This is a genomic window from Paenibacillus chitinolyticus NBRC 15660 (assembly GCF_000739915.1).
Classification (GTDB): domain Bacteria; phylum Bacillota; class Bacilli; order Paenibacillales; family NBRC-103111; genus Paenibacillus_F; species Paenibacillus_F chitinolyticus.
This window is the reverse complement of sequence record NZ_BBJT01000010.1, coordinates 106,164-122,357: the sequence shown is the minus strand read 5'-3', so window position 1 is coordinate 122,357 and position 16,194 is coordinate 106,164. Positions and strand designations below refer to the sequence as shown.

Below are 16,194 nucleotides of genomic sequence, written 5' to 3'. Positions count from 1 at the left end.
AGGCAGCGATAAATGAGGTCTCTGGCAGCATTTAAAAAAAGCCCTCTCCGGTTATGGAGAGAGCTTTGGTTTCGGTTGGGTTAAGTGACTAGTTTGAGAGACTAAACTTCCATGATAATCGGAAGAATCATTGGTCTTCTTCTGGTTTGTTCATATAAAAATCGTCCAAGCGCGTCTTTCACATGTGTTTTTAAAGACGCCCATTCATTTACGTTATCATTCATTAACTTATTCAGCGTACTCGTTACGATACGATTCGCTTCGTCCAATAAACCTTCGGATTCGCGGACATATACAAAGCCGCGGGAAATGATGTCCGGACCGGAAAGAATGGTCCCATCCTGTTTGCTTAGTGTCACGACAACGACCAGAATGCCGTCTTGGGAAAGAAGCTTTCTGTCGCGCAGGACGATGTTACCTACATCTCCGACACCCAGTCCATCGATCAAAATGTTGCCTGCCTGAATTCTTGCGCCTTTACGAGCTACTCCACCCTGGATTTCAACGGTGTCCCCGTTATCCAGAATGAAGATATCTTCTTGGTCCACTCCGACGGATTCGGCAAGTTGACCGTGAAGACGAAGCATACGGTATTCCCCGTGAATCGGAATAAAATATTTCGGCTTCATGAGGTTCAGCATAAGCTTGAGCTCTTCCTGGCTTCCGTGTCCGGAAACGTGTACGCCCGTCTTGGAACCCGGTCCGTAGATGACATCCGCACCCAAACGGAACAGTTCGTCTACCGTACGGCCGACGTAGCGCTCGTTACCCGGAATAGGAGTTGCTGCAATGATTACCGTATCGCCTGGAAGAATGTCCACTTTACGATGTGTGGAACGAGCCATACGGGTCAAAGCCGACATCGGCTCCCCTTGGCTGCCCGTACAGAGAACGACCACGCGGTCGGCCGCCATACGGTTTACCTCTTCAGGTTCAATCAGCATGCCGTCCGGAACACGAAGATATCCGAGTTCCGAAGCGATCGACACCACGTTAACCATACTCCGCCCGATTACCGTAACTTTACGACGAGTAGCCTCAGCCGCGTCGATAACCTGCTGAACACGGTGAATGTTCGAAGCGAAAGTCGCGATAACTACGCGCTGCTTGGCTTTGCGGAATACTTCCTCGATAGTAACGCCGACGCTTTTCTCAGAACCCGTAAATCCGGGTTTCTCGGCATTGGTGCTGTCGGAAAGAAGGGCCAGTACGCCTTTCTTTCCGATTTCGGCCATCCGGTGCAGGTCAGCATATTGATCATTAACCGGTGTCTGGTCGAATTTAAAGTCTCCGGTGTGCACGATGACTCCTTCGGGAGTTTCAAGAGCAACCCCGACGGAATCCGGAATGCTGTGGTTGGTTTTGAAGAACGTGGCTGTAATCGTTCCCAAATTGAGCTCGGAATCCGCATTGATCAGAATCCGCTTGGTTTCGCCAAGCAGATTCGCTTCTCTCAGCTTATTTTCCACAAGTCCAAGGGTAAGTCGCGTACCGTAAACAGGCACATTCAAGTGCCGAAGTACGTAAGGCAACCCTCCGATATGGTCTTCATGGCCGTGAGTCAGCAAAATACCGCGGACTTTGTCCTTATTCTCGAGCAGGTAGTTGATATCCGGAATGACAATGTCGATTCCAAGCATATCTTCCTCAGGAAACTTCAAACCGCTGTCGATAACCACAATATCATTCGCATACTGCACCACATACATATTTTTACCGATTTCGCCCACGCCGCCAAGGGCAAAAATCAGAACTTTATCGTTATTTTTCTTAGACAAAAAAGTAACCTCCTTGAATTCATTTGACGACGATTTTTATAATGAAACCGAACCAGTCACTTGCCACCATTATACAGGAAAGATCTACCCGATTACAAGTTGGTGCGTATATGATTTGTAGTCTCTCCTAAAATGACAAAACCGATGCCAGGAGGCACCGGTCGTAATAAGGAAATTTTTGCGATTGGATTAGAACAGCGACGCCACGAAAGCCTGCTCCTGCTCACTTAAATCGATAAGAGGAAGACGGACGCTGCCTGTGTTCACGCCTTTCAGATTAAGGGCGTACTTAACCGGAGCGGGACTCGGGGCGCAGAATAAACCGGTAAATACCGGGAGCAGTTTCGCATTGAGACGGGCCGCGCGTTTTACATCACCCGATGTATACGCTTCAACAAGCTCCTGCATCTCTTTGCCGACAACATGGCTCGCCACGCTGATTATACCGTGACAGCCGACGGCCAGCGCGGGAAGTGTCATACTGTCGTCGCCGCTGTATACCGTAAATCCCTCGGCCGCTCCGGCGGCTACAATCGTCAACTGGTCGGTACCGGAACAGTCTTTGGTAGCTACGATGTTCGGTATGTGGGAGAGCCTGATGGTCGTATCCGCATCAATGTTGACAATGGAGCGTCCTGGAACGTTGTACAAGATAATCGGCACGTCGACGGCTTCGGCGACGGCTTTGAAATGCTGATACAAGCCTTCCTGGCTGGGCTTGTTATAGTAAGGAGCGACGAGCAGAATCGCATCGACGCCCAGTTTTGCCGCTTCCTGCGATAACTCGATCGTGTGATGCGTGTTGTTGCTGCCGGTTCCCGCAATGACCTTGCACCGTCCGTTCGCATGCTTCACGACGGCTTCAATCATCTTCAGCTTCTCTTCGTCCGTAAGGGTCGGCGATTCGCCGGTCGTTCCGCAAACGACCAGCCCTTCGCTGCCCTGCTCGTTGATCAGGTAATCGACCAGGGGACCCACCTGATCCCAATCGATTTCCAGCTGTTCGTTTAAGGGAGTTACCATTGCTGTAATTACTCTTCCGAAGTCCAAAATTCCCGCCTCCTACGTGTCCTTTTTGCCTATTTATGCAGTTGGAATGATTTATGAAGTGCTCTTACCGCGCTAACCATATCTTCCCCGTGTACCAGGCACCAGATAGTGGTGTTGGAATCCGCGGATTGCAGAATTCGGATGTTCTCTTCCGTAAGCGCCTCGACAATCTTGGCCATAACGCCCGGAACACCGTTCATGCCGCCTCCGATTACGGACACTTTAGCGCATCCACTCAGTGAAGTGGGTTTATAGCCGAGCCCGCGCAGCAGGTCAAGCGCTTTTTCCGCCACGTGATCAAATACCGTATAAACAACCCCCGAAGGATTTACGTTAATAAAGTCGACGCTGATACTGTGCTGCGCCATCGTTTTAAACACTTGAAGCTGAAGGTCGTATTGGCCTTCCGCCGCGGGCACTTGAATTTGTGTAATATTCCCAAAATGGGCAATCCCTGTCACGTGGCGGTCTTCGACCCGCTTCTCCGCACCGTACAAAGAATCGGGATTGGTCACGAGCGTGCCTTCCTCTTTGGAGAAAGTTGAACGTACCCGGACCGGGACATTCGCCTGCATCGCCACTTCCACGGCACGCGGATGAATCACTTTGGCGCCGTTATGGGCCATATTGCAAATTTCCGCATAACTTACGCGCGTTAAAGGCCTAGCGTCTTCCACGATGCGCGGATCCGCTGTCAGAATTCCGTTGACGTCGGTAAAAATGTCCACGACTTCGGCCTTAAGCGCCCCGCCGATCGCCGTAGCGGACGTGTCGCTTCCTCCGCGTCCGAGTGTCGTAAACTCATGATCGGCCGTCTGCCCCTGGAACCCGGCGACTATCACGACCTCTCCCCGATCCAGATGCTCCAGAATCCGCTTCGGCTGAACCGAAACAATCTGGGCATTGCCGTAGGCGTCATTCGTTTCGATACCCGCCTGGCCGCCTGTCAGAACGACCGCCGGAATGCCTTCCGCTTGAATCAAATTGCACAAATTGGCCGCGGAAATCCATTCTCCGCAGCACATCAACAAATCCCTCTCCCTTGCAGGAAGCTGGTCTCCGTTCTGCCGGATCAAACCGAGCAGAGTATCGGTAGCATAAGGCTCTCCCTGCCGCCCCATCGCAGATACAACCACGACAAGCTGACAATCCTCACTGCGCGCAGCTTGGATATGTTCCAGCACATGTTTTCTGGCTTCAGGTGTGGACAGGGAAGTGCCACCAAATTTTTGAACTCGAATACGCATGTCCTTCCCTCTTTTCCTATTCGCTTTTTCTTGTCGATGTTTAATCATGATGCGAGCAATCGGCACCGTCTTATGACGATGCCGATTGTGTGAGTTTACTTGTTCTGTGCAAAATATTCCGCGATCTGTACCGCATTCCAGGCAGCGCCCTTCAGCAGGTTATCGGATACGATCCACAAGTTAAGCGCGCGTTTGTTGTGAAGATCACGGCGTACACGCCCTACGAACGTTTCCAATTTACCGGTTGCTTCGGTTGCAAGCGGATACTGCTGCTCCTGCGGGTTGTCAACGAGTACGATACCCGGCGCGTCCGCAAGAAGGCTGCGCACTTCTTCAAGCTCGAAGTCTTCCTTCAATTCCACGTAAACCGATTCGGAGTGACCGTATACGACCGGAATCCGTACGCAAGTTGCCGTAACCTCAAGGGATTCGTCGTTCATAATCTTCTTCGTTTCGTTAATCATTTTCATTTCTTCGTTTGTAAACCCGTTATCCAGAAACTTATCAATCTGCGGGATCGCATTGAACGCAATCTGATGTTTAACGGGAAGGGAACCGACCGGCAGGATGTCCGGATTCACCGGATTGCCCGCCAAGGCTTCACGGGATTGGCGAAGCATCTCATCAATCGCTTTGCTGCCTGCTCCGGATACGGCTTGGTATGTAGATACGATGATTTTGGAGATACCGAAACGATCATACAAAGGTTTCAGTGCAGCCACCATTTGAATCGTGGAGCAGTTAGGATTGGCGATAATGCCTTTATGCTTGTGAACCTCTTCAATGTTAACTTCCGGCACGACAAGCGGTGTTTGCGGATCCATGCGGAAGGCATTCGTGTTGTCGATACAGATCGTACCGCCGGCAGCCGCAATCGGAGCGAGTTCTTTACTCACGTCGCCGCCCGCGCTGAACAAGGCGATGTCTACCCCTTTAAAGCTGTCCGGCGTTGCCGCTTCAACCGTGATGTCTCTGTCTTTGAAACGAATTTTCGTACCCGCGGAACGCGGGGACGAAAGAAATTTTAATTCCTTAATGGGGAAATTGCGTTCATCGAGTAAGCGGATAATTTGTTCTCCGACGGCGCCGGTTGCGCCGACTACTGCTACGTTAAAAGTTTTTTCATTAGACATATCGTTTGCTCCCCCATTGTTTAAATGATCTATAATTAAGAATATTGAAATCGCTCAATAATCATCGGCTGGAGCTGTTTGCCGTTCAGGGCCGCTTCGCATGTCTCCGAAATCAAATCCATTCGGGCGACAAGTGAATTCGGCTTCGCTTCCGGCGCATCCTGGCCGAACGGGACAAAATAAATGTTCTTCGCAACGAGCAATTTCGCAATATTCGCGGAATTCAGTCCAAGCCCGTCATTAGTAGAAATGGCCAGTACAAGCGGACGCTGATTACGCATCTGTGCTTTAGCGGCCATTAGGACTGGGCTTTCCGTCATTGCATTCGCGAGCTTGCTTGTCGTATTGCCTGTGCAGGGGGCGATTACCATGACGTCGAGCTTCTTGGAAGGCCCGAGCGGTTCCGCTTCGACAATCGTCGTAATGGGATCGCTGCCCGTCATGTCTCTGAGCTGCTGCTGCCAATCGACGGCCTTGCCGAATCTCGTATCCGTCGTCAAAACGGATTGGGACACGATCGGTACAACCGTGGCGCCTGCGTCTATGAATCTTTGAATCTGCGGCATAATCTCTTCCAAGGTGCAGTGAGAACCTGTCAACGCAAACCCTACCGTTACCCCGTTCCAGTTCATTCCGGACCACTCCCATTCCTGATGTCTTCCACCATCAACTGACTTAGCGTATTCGCCAAAATCCGACCAGCTGTTTTCGGTGCGACGATCCCGGGTAGGCCTGGAGCGAGCATCGCCTTAATCCCTCTCTTCTCGGCAAAGCGGAAGTCCATTCCGCCCGGCTTGGAAGCTAGGTCGATTAATACCGCGCGATGCGGGATATTCGTTATTATTTGCGCTGTGACTATCATAGTCGGAATTGTGTTAAAAAGCAAGTCAATATTCGCCACTTCCTGATAGAGTTCGCGGGTATAAAACGGCGTAAAACCCATCTCCAAAGCTCTGGCAAAATGCTCCGGTTTTCGCACTCCGACCTTCACTTTTGCTCCCAATCCCTGAAGGGTGCGAGCCATCGTTAAACCGGTTCTTCCGAACCCCAAAACCATTGATTGCGAGCCGTGAATCGTAATGTCCGTATTCTGAATGGCGATCATCAAAGCGCCTTCCGCCGTCGGAATCGAATTATAGATCGCCACGTCATCCCGCTCGAGAAGCTCAACCAGTTTAAGGCCCTGCGATTCGCAAAGCTGCTTCAAATAAGGTTTCGCCATACCCGTATAGATCACGGCATGTTTTGGAAGTGCGCCCAGCAAATCCGCCGTAAGTGTCAGTTCATTGCCCGAAAAAATGCTTTCCACACGCCCTTGTTCATCCGTTCCCACAACCGGCAAAACGAGCGCGTCGGCTTTCTCCAGGGCTTCGGGTGAAAGCCGCTTGCCCGCCGCTCCCGCGAATGGCTTCTGCAGATTGTCGAATCCGATTAAAGTCACGGACGCATCGAGCTCAATCAGCTTATCGATCACTTCAAGCTGACGGGCATCGCCGCCGATAAAAATTACTTCCGCTCCGGTGAGCATACTGTTTCCGTTCCTCCCTTACGTGCATCCGTCTCGATAACATACAGTATGCCGCCGCCTACCGAAGGGTGACATTCGCTTGCCGGGCATCCGCACATTACGGCTCATCCCTTTTTTAAGGCGAATCCGGCAAACGGACATAAAAAAGGCCTCCTATCAGCTTCAAAAACTGATAGAGGCCCTTCTTCATTAAAACTTCACCTTGCAAGGTCAGCCATTTGACGGATAAGAGCATGGCGCGGTCCGCCAACTGTGGCGGACAAGCCCGGACCGTTCCCGGTTCCCGCCTGTAATCCGGCAGGAACGCAGGTTATTTCCGCGCTTCGGTGGTCAGCCCGGTATGCCCGAAGCCGCCGGCGCCGCGCGTGGTATCATCCAGCTCGTCCACTTCCGTCAATAGGACGGCCGGCACGAGCTGGAACACCATCTGCGCGATTCTTTCGCCGCGGCGGATCGTGAATGTCTCCTGGCCATGATTGATCAGGAGTACTTTGACTTCTCCACGGTAGTCCGCATCGATCGTGCCCGGCGAATTCAGCGTGGTGATGCCGTGCTTGTAGGCCAGTCCGCTCCGAGGGCGGATCTGGGCCTCAAGCTCCACGGGCATCGCCAGCGCGAACCCCGTCGGAACGAGCGCCCGCTCGCCGGGCGCCAGGTCCAGGGGTTCGATATTCGCCGCGTGCAGATCGAAGCCGCTTGCCGCGGCGGACATTTTCTCCGGCAGCGGAAGACCTTCGCTGCCGGGCAGGCGTTTAATGCGGATGGGGAATGCAGGTGTGTTATTTTCCAAGAAGCTCATCTCCTCTGATTGACTGCAAAGCCTCGTCGCGGCTGCCGACCATCGCGATGGCGAATGGCTTGGAGAACAGCTTGCGGGTCAAGGCGTGAATATGCTCCATTTCAACGCTTTCGATCCGGTTGATCATTTCGTCGAGCGTGTAATGCCTTCCGGTCATCAACTCGTTTTTGCCGATCCGGTTCATCCGGCTGTTGGTGCTTTCCAAACTAAGAATCAGGCTGCCTTTCAGCTGTTCCTTGCCTTTTCTTAGTTCCGCATCCGTCATGCCTTTCTCCGCGATATCGTTCAGCATTTCGATCGTCACTTTCAGAACTTCCTCCGTTTGTTTCGGAGCCGTTCCCGTATAGATCGTAAACACCCCGTTGTCGATGTGAGAAGAATGATAGGAATACACCGAATAGGCCAGTCCCCGCTTCTCGCGGATTTCTTGGAACAATCTGGAGCTCATGCCCCCGCCGATCGCGTTATTGAGCAGCACCATCGGGTAGAGGTTTTCTTCACGAAGAGAAAGACCCGGGAGCGACAGGCAGATATGATTCTGTTCCGTCGTCTTGGCCTGGAAAACCCGCTCGCTCATAAACGCCGGCTCTTCCTGGTTCTGCTGCGTACCCGAAACATTGAAATGACCGAAATGCTTCTCCAGCAGTTCGAACACGCTATCGTCGATGTTCCCCGCCACGGCAATGACGGTATTCTCAATGGTGTAGCATTCTTTCATATAAGCCCGCAGATCGTTTGGCTTCATGCCGGACAAATGCGCCTGCGTGCCCAAAATCGTGTACCCCAGCGGATGGCTGCCGTACGCCGCTTTTGCAACGAGATCGTGAACCAGATCATCCGGAGTATCTTCATACATGGCGATCTCTTCGAAAATGACGTTCTTTTCTTTCTCCAGCTCTTCTTCATTAAAGACGGAATTGAAAAACATATCGGATAAAATATCTACCGCAATGCCGAGATGCTCGTCAAGCACCTTGGCGTAATAACATGTATATTCTTTGGATGTGAAAGCATTCACATTCCCTCCGATTCCGTCGAACACTTCCGCGATGTCTTTCGCGCTGTGACGCTCTGTGCCTTTAAAGAGCATATGTTCGATAAAATGGGAAATTCCGTTATTCAGCTGAGTTTCGTTCCGTGAACCGGTTTTTACCCAGATTCCGATCGCTACCGAACGGCAGGTCGGAATTTTCTCGGTCACGACTCTGAGCCCGTTATTTAAATGGGTTTTATTCACCAAGCTGTTCCTCCTCAAATGTACGCACAATGGGGTCCGCTTAGGAACCCTTAAGTTCAACTTTGATTTTAACAAAAATGTCGAAGTGACTCAACCTGACCGCTCGTCACCCACTTGGCCCGCTCCCGGAGCAGGGGCCGATATCCGCTGCGGAGACAGCGTTTCGCTTACCGTTCCCAGATGCAGCCCCTTACCTTTGATAATCGAAATCATTTCGGGCAGCGCGCTGCTGGAAGACTGGGTCGGATGCATCAGGATGAGCGAGCCCGGTTCTATGTTTTTGCGGACCTTGGCAAGAATCGCCGGGGCACCGGGGTTTTTCCAGTCGACAGTATCGAGCGTCCACATGACGGTCTTTAATTTAAGCTCCGCGGCTATTTTCACCGTTTCGGCATCAAAATCTCCCGAGGGGGGAGCAAAAAGAACATTGGTGACACCAAGCTCCTTTTTGAGCAGATCCTCGGTTTTCACAATTTCCTCGTACGCTTTGGAGCGGCTGAGCGTGCTCATATTTTTGTGTGAATAAGCATGATTGGACAGCTCGTGTCCCTGTTTCTGAATTTCTTTGGCAATGTCCACATGCTTCTTCAGCCAGCTTCCATCGAAAAAGAACGTGGCTCTTACATTTTCTTTGCGGAGTGTCTCCAGTATGGACGGAAGAAACTCCTCTCCCCATGCCACATTGATCATGAAGGAAACCATCGGTTTTTTGGAGTTCCCTTTGTAAATAGGCTCCGGCGGAAGGTCGTTTAAGTGAACCTTAGGCGGGACTTCCTTCATGACGAAAGGCAGTTTGTCTCCCGCCCCATTCTTTTTGGCCGCCTCGTAAGTCTTGTCGATATCGACTTCCAGCCCGTTATAACCCGGCACCGCTTTCCATATTCTGTCCACTTTCGCATCAATGGGGGCGATGTACAGGCCTTTCGCTTCTTCCCGGATCCGTCCGAGCAAAGCATCCTCTGCCGGCTGTGCGGTCTTTTCGTTACTCTCCGGCCCTCCCGCAACATTGGAAAGCTTCGTCTGTGTCTCCACGGAAGGCTGCTTTCCCTGCTGGATCGCTCCCACAAAGGTATGTACAGTTTCGCTTTGCAGCAGTACCCATATGCACCCGGCCGTTATACCGCCAAGCAGTACCAGCTTCTTTTTTTGCATGAGATTCCGACTCCTCCGTAAAGATTATGTCAGAGTTTATGCAAAGCCGGACAGGGTTATGACTTGGACGATACAGCCGCGCACGTAAAAATTCGGTTTAAACATGCAAAAAAGAGACAGATAGATCTGGCTCTTTGTATGTTTGGTGCGATTCGGTTATTAGGATTGAGTGGAAACTTCGTTGTTCACGAGCGTTGCTTTGCGGGACAGGTTAACGCGCCCTTGATTGTCGATTTCCGTGACTTTAACGGTAATCGTATCGCCGACTTTAACGACATCCTCCACTTTGGCAACCCGTTCGGTAGACAGCTGGGAAATGTGGACGAGTCCTTCTTTGCCCGGCAGCACTTCTACGAAAGCTCCGAACTTCTCCACGCGCTTTACCGTACCGAGGTAAGTTTCGCCGACAACGACGTCGCGTACGATACCTTCGATAATCTGCTTGGCACGTTCGTTCATCTCCGCGTTGGACGAAGCGATAAAGACTTTGCCGTCCTGCTCGATGTCAATCTTAACGCCGGTTTCTTCGATAATTTTATTGATGATTTTGCCGCCTGCTCCGATCACGTCACGGATCTTATCCGGGTTGATCTGCATCACGACAATCTTAGGCGCGTAAGCGGAAAGTTCTTTCTTAGGTTCCGAGATGCGCTCCAGCATTTTGTTCATGATAAACGTACGGCCTGCTTTAGCCTGATCCAAGGCCTGCTTCAGAATATCGCGATTGATTCCGTCAATCTTGATGTCCATTTGAAGAGCGGTAACCCCTTTGGACGTACCTGCCACTTTAAAGTCCATATCTCCGAGATGATCTTCCATCCCTTGAATATCCGTCAAAATAGAGAAATGCTCGCCTTCTTTAATAAGTCCCATCGCGATACCGGCAACCGGAGCCGTAATCGGAACGCCCGCATCCATCATAGCCAGCGTGGACGCGCAAATACTTGCTTGAGAGCTCGAACCGTTGGATTCCAGAACTTCCGAAACGAGACGGATTGTATACGGGAATTCGGCTTCGCTCGGAATCACGTACGAAAGCGCGCGTTCTCCGAGAGCGCCATGTCCGATTTCGCGGCGTCCCGGCGGACGAAGCGGTCTTGCTTCCCCTACGCTGAACGGCGGGAAGTTGTAATGGTGCATAAAGCGTTTGGTTTCCTCGAGATCCAAACCGTCGAGGATCTGTACGTCGCCGAGCGCTCCGAGCGTACATACGCTTAGTGCTTGCGTTTGTCCGCGTGTAAACAGTCCGGAGCCGTGCGTGCGCGGCAGCAGATTAATGTCCACGTCGATCGGACGGATTTCATCGAGTGCGCGTCCATCCGGTCTTACCTTGTCATGCGTGATAAGGCGGCGGACTTCGTCTTTCACGATATCGTGAAGCACTTCTTTGACGTCTTTCAGCTTCTCCGGCGTTTCTTCATAGAGCGCCGTAAAATGCGCAACGGCATCCGCGTTGACTGCGTCGATCGCTTCTTGGCGCGCATGCTTCTCTTGAACCTTAATCGCTTCAACGAGACGGGCTTCGGCAAACTCGCGCACGGCTGTGCTGATTTCGCCGTCTACCGAATGAAGCTTCACTTCCATTTTAGGAACACCGGCTTCGGCAACGAGCTGTTCCTGAAGGGCGATCACTTTCTTGATCTCGTCATGTCCGAACATGATCGCTTCTAGCATAACGTCTTCCGGAACTTCGGCAGCGCCTGCTTCTACCATCATGATGGCATCCTTGGTACCTGCTACAACGAGATGAACGTCGCTCTTGTCTTCCTGCGCCGGCGTCGGGTTCACGACGAAGTTACCGTCGATGCGGCCTACGATGACGCCGCCGACCGGACCGCTGAACGGTACGTCGGAGATCGACAATGCAGCGGAAACACCGATCATAGCGGTAATTTCCGGCGGACACTCCTGATCCACGCTCATAACCACCGCGACGATCTGTACGTCGTTACGGAACCCTTCCGGGAACAGAGGGCGGATCGGACGGTCAGTCAGACGGCTGGAGAGAATCGCTTTCTCGCTCGGACGTCCTTCTCTTTTGATAAATCCGCCCGGAATTTTACCTGCCGCATATAAGCGCTCTTCATAGTTGACCGTCAGCGGGAAGAAATCAAGATCTTTCGGCTCGCTGGAAGCGGTCACGGTACAGAGCACAACTGTATCGCCATAGCGGGCAAGTACCGCGCCGTTGGCTTGCTTGGCTAAACGACCGGTTTCAAGAATGAGCGGACGTCCGGCCAAATCCATTTGCACACGTTTTTCCATACTAAACCTCCTAATTTTATCTCAAAACACGCGGGAAACGAACTATACCGCGCAAAATGTTTCCGATTCGGTAAAAACGGCAGGATCTGCGGAAGCTCGTGCCTCCTGCATCACCTAATACTTCTGCGTATGTACAGTATTTCCTTCTTTGCAACGATTTAAAATACACAAAAAGCAACCCGAAGCCGCTGCGGAAGCTCGGCTCGGAGCCCACCACAGAGAACAGCAGGGTTGCTTTCTGAATGCGGATTTTATCTACGCAGACCGAGCTTTTCAATCAAAGCACTGTAGCGTTTAACGTCTTTGTTCTTAAGGTATGCCAACAGCTTGCGGCGTTGACCAACCATTTTAAGAAGTCCGCGACGGGAATGATGGTCTTTCTTGTGTGTACGGAAATGGCTCGTAAGGTTTACGATGTTTTCCGTCAGGATAGCAATTTGCACTTCGGGAGATCCCGTATCGCTTTCATGCGTTTTGTGCGTTTGAATCAGTTCCTGTTTACGCTCTTGAGTTAATGCCATCCCAATCACCTCCTATTCATATAATCGCCTATGGCCCAGAGTGCGTCGGTGAAGCGCGGCTCCGCGCCAAGGTTCGTAATTGAAGCTTACGGCAATGCCGAAGCAACGTAAATCAGTATAGCATACATGATGGACAGAAGTAAATGCCAACGCCTACAGAATCTGCGCAAACTTCGCTTCAGCCGTTGCTACGTCTCTCTTGAGCTGGGTAATCAGCTCATCGATGCCGTTAAACTTGCGCTCGGGGCGCAAATAATCGACAAACTCGACAAACACGGTACTGCCGTAAATGTCCTGGTCAAAGTCAAGCAGATGCACTTCGAGCGACATGACTTCACCGCTGTGGAAGGTCGGCTTCGTTCCGATGTTCATCACAGCCCGGTACCAGCTTCCTCCCACAAACGCACGGACGGCGTAAACGCCGGAAGCGGGCACGAGAAAGTTCTCGGACATCCGCAGATTCGCCGTAGGGAATCCGAGCTGACGCCCGCGCTTATCGCCCGATACGACGACACCGCGTATTCCGTAGCCTCTGCCGAGCAGTTCGGAGGCTCCCGGCGGATGTCCCGTGAGCAGCGCCTCACGGATCGCCGTGGAGCTAACCTTGGCGCCGTTCATCCGGTACGGGCGGATCACCTCCACCGCAAAGCGGCCGTGCCCCAGCTCGCAGAGCGTATCCGGCGTGCCCCGGCCTTTGTAACCGAACGTAAAGTCGAATCCGACTACGACGGTTTCAACGCCAAGCGCCTCCAAGACGCGATCGACAAACTGCTGCGGAGAAGCCTGCATAAGCGCCGTATCGAACTTGAGCACGTACGTGCAGTCGACGCCCAGCTTCTCGAAGAGCTCCATCTTATAGGAGGTCGGCGTCAGAAGCCGCGCATACTTCTCCTGGCCAAGCAGCTCCCGCGGATGCGGGTCGAACGTCATAATCGCGGCCGGGATTCCCAGCTCGCGGGCATTCTCGACTGCGCGTTGGATAACTTCTCGGTGGCCGAGATGCACACCGTCGAAATCGCCGATGGCGATGACCTTTTTACCGGCCAGCGGAAGAAGTTCCGCATTTTCGATGGGATAAGACAAATGAATGGTTTGCATGGGTACGAGTTCACCTACTATTCCTTGAACCGCTTTATACCGCCAGGGGTTAGAAGATTCCGGCCGAAGGCCGGCTTACTTACATCCTAATTAAAAACTTTGACGGGAGCAAGATGTCCTTCGGTCTCGTTCCAGGAAAAAAGACCGATAAACCGTTTATGAGGATCATAAACACGAATAATTCCCGTCTGTTCTACTCCGGTTTCGCTATCGTGACTACCATGCAGAGCCGGCTTCTCATGGAGCCTGACTTTGCGTCCCTGCAGGGCAAAAACGGACAGCTGCTCATTCAGCACGAGAGAAGGCAAATAATCGACAGCCTGGTCCGCCTGAATGATCTTTGTATCCAGAAGACCCTCCTCGCGCAAACGAGGGAGGTCTTCCAGTGCCACGCATTGCTCCAGTCCGATTCGTCCGGTGGAAGAGCGGACCAGCTCTTTCATCGCGGCCGGAACGCCCAGGGCTCTTCCTATATCCACACACAAGGTACGGATATAGGTGCCTTTCGAGCAGAGCACGCGGAAACGGACTTCCGGGTGATACCGGTTCAGGTCCAGTTCGAGCAGCTCGATCTCGTAAATGGTTACGTTCCGGGCTTTACGCTCGACTTCCACGCCCGCTCTCGCCAGCTCATAGAGCCGCTTTCCGTCGACTTTTACGGCGGAATACATCGGGGGAACCTGGCTGATCTCTCCGACGAACGACTGGATAACGGAACGGACTTTGTCCTCCGCAAGCTGAACGTGCGGAATTTCTTCCAGAACGTTCCCGCTCAGGTCTTCCGTGTCGGTAGCCAATCCAAAAACCATGACTGCCTCATACTGTTTCGGCAGCTCCTGGATGTATTCGACCATGCGGGTTGCGCGGCCGATACAAAGCGGCAGCACGCCGGTTACCTCAGGATCAAGCGTACCGGTATGACCGATCCGCTTAATCCCAAGAAAACGGCGCGCTTTCGCTACGACATCGTGGGAAGTCATTCCCTTTGGCTTGAGGATTGGAAGTATTCCTTCTATCGTCATGACAGTTTATTCCCTACTTCCTCTACAACGCGTCGGAGGGCTTCCTCAATGGAGCCGTTAATCGTACAGCCGGCGGCGCGGACATGACCCCCGCCTCCGAACGACTGTGCGATCTGAGCCACATCTACCGCACCTGCGGAGCGCAGACTCACTTTAACCGCCGATTCATTTCTTTGTTTAAACAAGAGCCCGACTTCGACTCCCTCGACATTGCGGGCGTAATTGACCAGCCCGTCCATATCTTCGTTGGAGGCTCCCGTCGCTTCAATCACTTCGGTGGATACCACAATTGTCGATATCCGCCCATTGTTATGAAAATCAAGCGTAGCGAGCCCCTGCTGAAGAATACGAATCTGCTGGAAGGTCATTCTCTCCAGAAAAGCTTCGGCGAGTTCCGATCCTTTTACTCCCCATTCCAAAAGGTCTGCCGCTGTCTTCATCACTTTGGGTGTCGTGCTGGAATACCGGAAACCTCCCGTATCGGTCAGCAGTCCCGTATAAATACAGGTCCCGAAATCGACGTCCGCTTCCATTTGAAGGTGCCTGGATAAATCATAAATAATTTCAACGGTTGCCGCGGCGGAAGCCTGTATGACGGAACATTCCCCGAAGCGGTCGTTAGTCGCATGATGATCGATATTGAGCAGCTTGGCACCTTGGGTAAATTTCTCGCTGACCCGTCCGATTCTTGAAAAATCGGCGCAATCCACACTTATAACCGTATCATAGGACAGGTGATCGGACAGTTGGGACAAAGTCCGAATGCCGTCAAATCCCCAGAGTCTGCTGAATTTCTCCGGTATGTCCCCCTCGTTAGCAAGCGTATAGCGCTTTCCCATCCGGTCAAGCAGCCAAGCAATGGCTAAAGTAGAGGAAATGGCATCCCCGTCCGGCTGGACATGGGATACCACCAGGAAATCATTATGATCGTGCATGAATTGCTTTGCCGCCTCCAACTGCTCCAAATAGCTGCCGGAGGCGCCGCCGCCTATAAACTGGCCCGCCGTCATTCAGCGGATTTCCCATCGTTAAGATCATGAAGCAGACTTTCGATCCGGCTTCCGTAATCAATCGATGTGTCGAATTTAAAGATAAGCTCGGGTACTTTGCGCAATCGGATTCTTTTGCCCAGCTCGGAACGGATATACCCGCTCGCACTGCTTAAGGCTTTTAAAGTTCCTTCCTTTTGCTCGTCCGTACCAAGCACACTGAGATAAACTTTGGCCTGAGACAGATCATTCGTTACGTCAACCCCGGTTACCGTAAGAAATCCGATGCGGGGGTCTTTAATTTCGCTCTGCAAAATTTGGCTGATCTCTTTCTTGACCTGCTCCCCCACTCTGCCTACACGAACTCTAGCCATA

15 protein-coding genes are annotated in these 16,194 nt (G+C 52.1%); all 15 read right to left on the bottom strand.

Annotated features, from left to right (window positions below):
• Positions 1-101: 101 nt before the first annotated feature.
• Positions 102-1,778, bottom strand: coding sequence for a ribonuclease J (locus PCH01S_RS21980; protein WP_042233090.1), 1,677 nt, complete (start codon positions 1,776-1,778; stop codon positions 102-104).
• 189 nt (positions 1,779-1,967) lie between these two features.
• The gene (gene dapA / locus PCH01S_RS21975; protein ID WP_042233088.1) at positions 1,968-2,828 is read right to left on the bottom strand and encodes a 4-hydroxy-tetrahydrodipicolinate synthase; all 861 of its coding nucleotides are present in this window, start codon (positions 2,826-2,828) and stop codon (positions 1,968-1,970) included.
• A 29-nt stretch (positions 2,829-2,857) separates the two neighbouring features.
• Entirely contained in the window at positions 2,858-4,075 is a 1,218-nt protein-coding gene (gene dapG, locus PCH01S_RS21970; protein ID WP_042233085.1) for an aspartate kinase, read from the bottom strand.
• A 95-nt stretch (positions 4,076-4,170) separates the two neighbouring features.
• Entirely contained in the window at positions 4,171-5,208 is a 1,038-nt protein-coding gene (locus tag PCH01S_RS21965; RefSeq protein WP_042233083.1) for an aspartate-semialdehyde dehydrogenase, read from the bottom strand.
• A gap of 35 nt (positions 5,209-5,243) precedes the next feature.
• The gene (locus PCH01S_RS21960; RefSeq protein ID WP_042233081.1) at positions 5,244-5,840 is read right to left on the bottom strand and encodes a dipicolinate synthase subunit B; all 597 of its coding nucleotides are present in this window, start codon (positions 5,838-5,840) and stop codon (positions 5,244-5,246) included.
• Positions 5,837-6,736, bottom strand: coding sequence for a dipicolinate synthase subunit DpsA (dpsA, locus tag PCH01S_RS21955; protein WP_042233080.1), 900 nt, complete (start codon positions 6,734-6,736; stop codon positions 5,837-5,839). The genes PCH01S_RS21960 and dpsA overlap by 4 nt, the downstream gene beginning before the upstream one ends.
• Before the next feature lie 310 nt (positions 6,737-7,046).
• The gene (gene dut, locus PCH01S_RS21950) at positions 7,047-7,535 is read right to left on the bottom strand and encodes a dUTP diphosphatase (RefSeq protein ID WP_042233078.1); all 489 of its coding nucleotides are present in this window, start codon (positions 7,533-7,535) and stop codon (positions 7,047-7,049) included.
• Positions 7,516-8,772 (bottom strand): M16 family metallopeptidase, encoded by a 1,257-nt coding sequence (locus PCH01S_RS21945; protein WP_042233291.1) that lies wholly within the window; start codon positions 8,770-8,772, stop codon positions 7,516-7,518. The genes dut and PCH01S_RS21945 overlap by 20 nt, the downstream gene beginning before the upstream one ends.
• A gap of 90 nt (positions 8,773-8,862) precedes the next feature.
• Positions 8,863-9,924 (bottom strand): polysaccharide deacetylase family protein, encoded by a 1,062-nt coding sequence (locus PCH01S_RS21940; protein ID WP_042233076.1) that lies wholly within the window; start codon positions 9,922-9,924, stop codon positions 8,863-8,865.
• A gap of 159 nt (positions 9,925-10,083) precedes the next feature.
• Positions 10,084-12,189 (bottom strand): polyribonucleotide nucleotidyltransferase, encoded by a 2,106-nt coding sequence (gene pnp, locus PCH01S_RS21935; protein ID WP_042233073.1) that lies wholly within the window; start codon positions 12,187-12,189, stop codon positions 10,084-10,086.
• 251 nt (positions 12,190-12,440) lie between these two features.
• Complete coding sequence (gene rpsO / locus PCH01S_RS21930) at positions 12,441-12,710, bottom strand: 30S ribosomal protein S15 (protein ID WP_009674959.1); 270 nt, start codon at positions 12,708-12,710, stop codon at positions 12,441-12,443.
• A 153-nt stretch (positions 12,711-12,863) separates the two neighbouring features.
• Positions 12,864-13,808, bottom strand: a complete 945-nt coding sequence (locus tag PCH01S_RS21925) for a bifunctional riboflavin kinase/FAD synthetase (RefSeq protein WP_042233071.1) — start codon at positions 13,806-13,808, stop codon at positions 12,864-12,866.
• Between the two features lie 86 nt (positions 13,809-13,894).
• Positions 13,895-14,830: a tRNA pseudouridine(55) synthase TruB gene (gene truB, locus PCH01S_RS21920; protein ID WP_042233069.1), complete on the bottom strand. Its 936-nt coding sequence runs from the start codon at positions 14,828-14,830 to the stop codon at positions 13,895-13,897.
• Entirely contained in the window at positions 14,827-15,840 is a 1,014-nt protein-coding gene (locus tag PCH01S_RS21915) for a DHH family phosphoesterase (protein WP_042233067.1), read from the bottom strand. The genes truB and PCH01S_RS21915 overlap by 4 nt, the downstream gene beginning before the upstream one ends.
• On the bottom strand, positions 15,837-16,193 hold the full coding sequence (gene rbfA, locus PCH01S_RS21910; protein WP_009672009.1) for a 30S ribosome-binding factor RbfA: 357 nt from the start codon (positions 16,191-16,193) through the stop codon (positions 15,837-15,839). The genes PCH01S_RS21915 and rbfA overlap by 4 nt, the downstream gene beginning before the upstream one ends.
• Position 16,194: the final 1 nt, after the last annotated feature.

What these genes read in the sequence shown, in the direction of transcription:
- dapG (WP_042233085.1), bottom strand. Translation starts at nt 4,075, where the DNA reads ATGCGTATTCGAGTTCAAAAATTTGGTGGCACTTCCCTGTCCACACCT.
- PCH01S_RS21965 (WP_042233083.1), bottom strand. Translation starts at nt 5,208, where the DNA reads ATGTCTAATGAAAAAACTTTTAACGTAGCAGTAGTCGGCGCAACCGGC.
- PCH01S_RS21960 (WP_042233081.1), bottom strand. Translation starts at nt 5,840, where the DNA reads ATGAACTGGAACGGGGTAACGGTAGGGTTTGCGTTGACAGGTTCTCAC.
- dpsA (WP_042233080.1), bottom strand. Translation starts at nt 6,736, where the DNA reads ATGCTCACCGGAGCGGAAGTAATTTTTATCGGCGGCGATGCCCGTCAG.
- dut (WP_042233078.1), bottom strand. Translation starts at nt 7,535, where the DNA reads ATGAGCTTCTTGGAAAATAACACACCTGCATTCCCCATCCGCATTAAA.
- PCH01S_RS21940 (WP_042233076.1), bottom strand. Translation starts at nt 9,924, where the DNA reads ATGCAAAAAAAGAAGCTGGTACTGCTTGGCGGTATAACGGCCGGGTGC.
- pnp (WP_042233073.1), bottom strand. Translation starts at nt 12,189, where the DNA reads ATGGAAAAACGTGTGCAAATGGATTTGGCCGGACGTCCGCTCATTCTT.
- rpsO (WP_009674959.1), bottom strand. Translation starts at nt 12,710, where the DNA reads ATGGCATTAACTCAAGAGCGTAAACAGGAACTGATTCAAACGCACAAA.
- PCH01S_RS21925 (WP_042233071.1), bottom strand. Translation starts at nt 13,808, where the DNA reads ATGCAAACCATTCATTTGTCTTATCCCATCGAAAATGCGGAACTTCTT.
- truB (WP_042233069.1), bottom strand. Translation starts at nt 14,830, where the DNA reads ATGACGATAGAAGGAATACTTCCAATCCTCAAGCCAAAGGGAATGACT.
- PCH01S_RS21915 (WP_042233067.1), bottom strand. Translation starts at nt 15,840, where the DNA reads ATGACGGCGGGCCAGTTTATAGGCGGCGGCGCCTCCGGCAGCTATTTG.
- rbfA (WP_009672009.1), bottom strand. Translation starts at nt 16,193, where the DNA reads ATGGCTAGAGTTCGTGTAGGCAGAGTGGGGGAGCAGGTCAAGAAAGAG.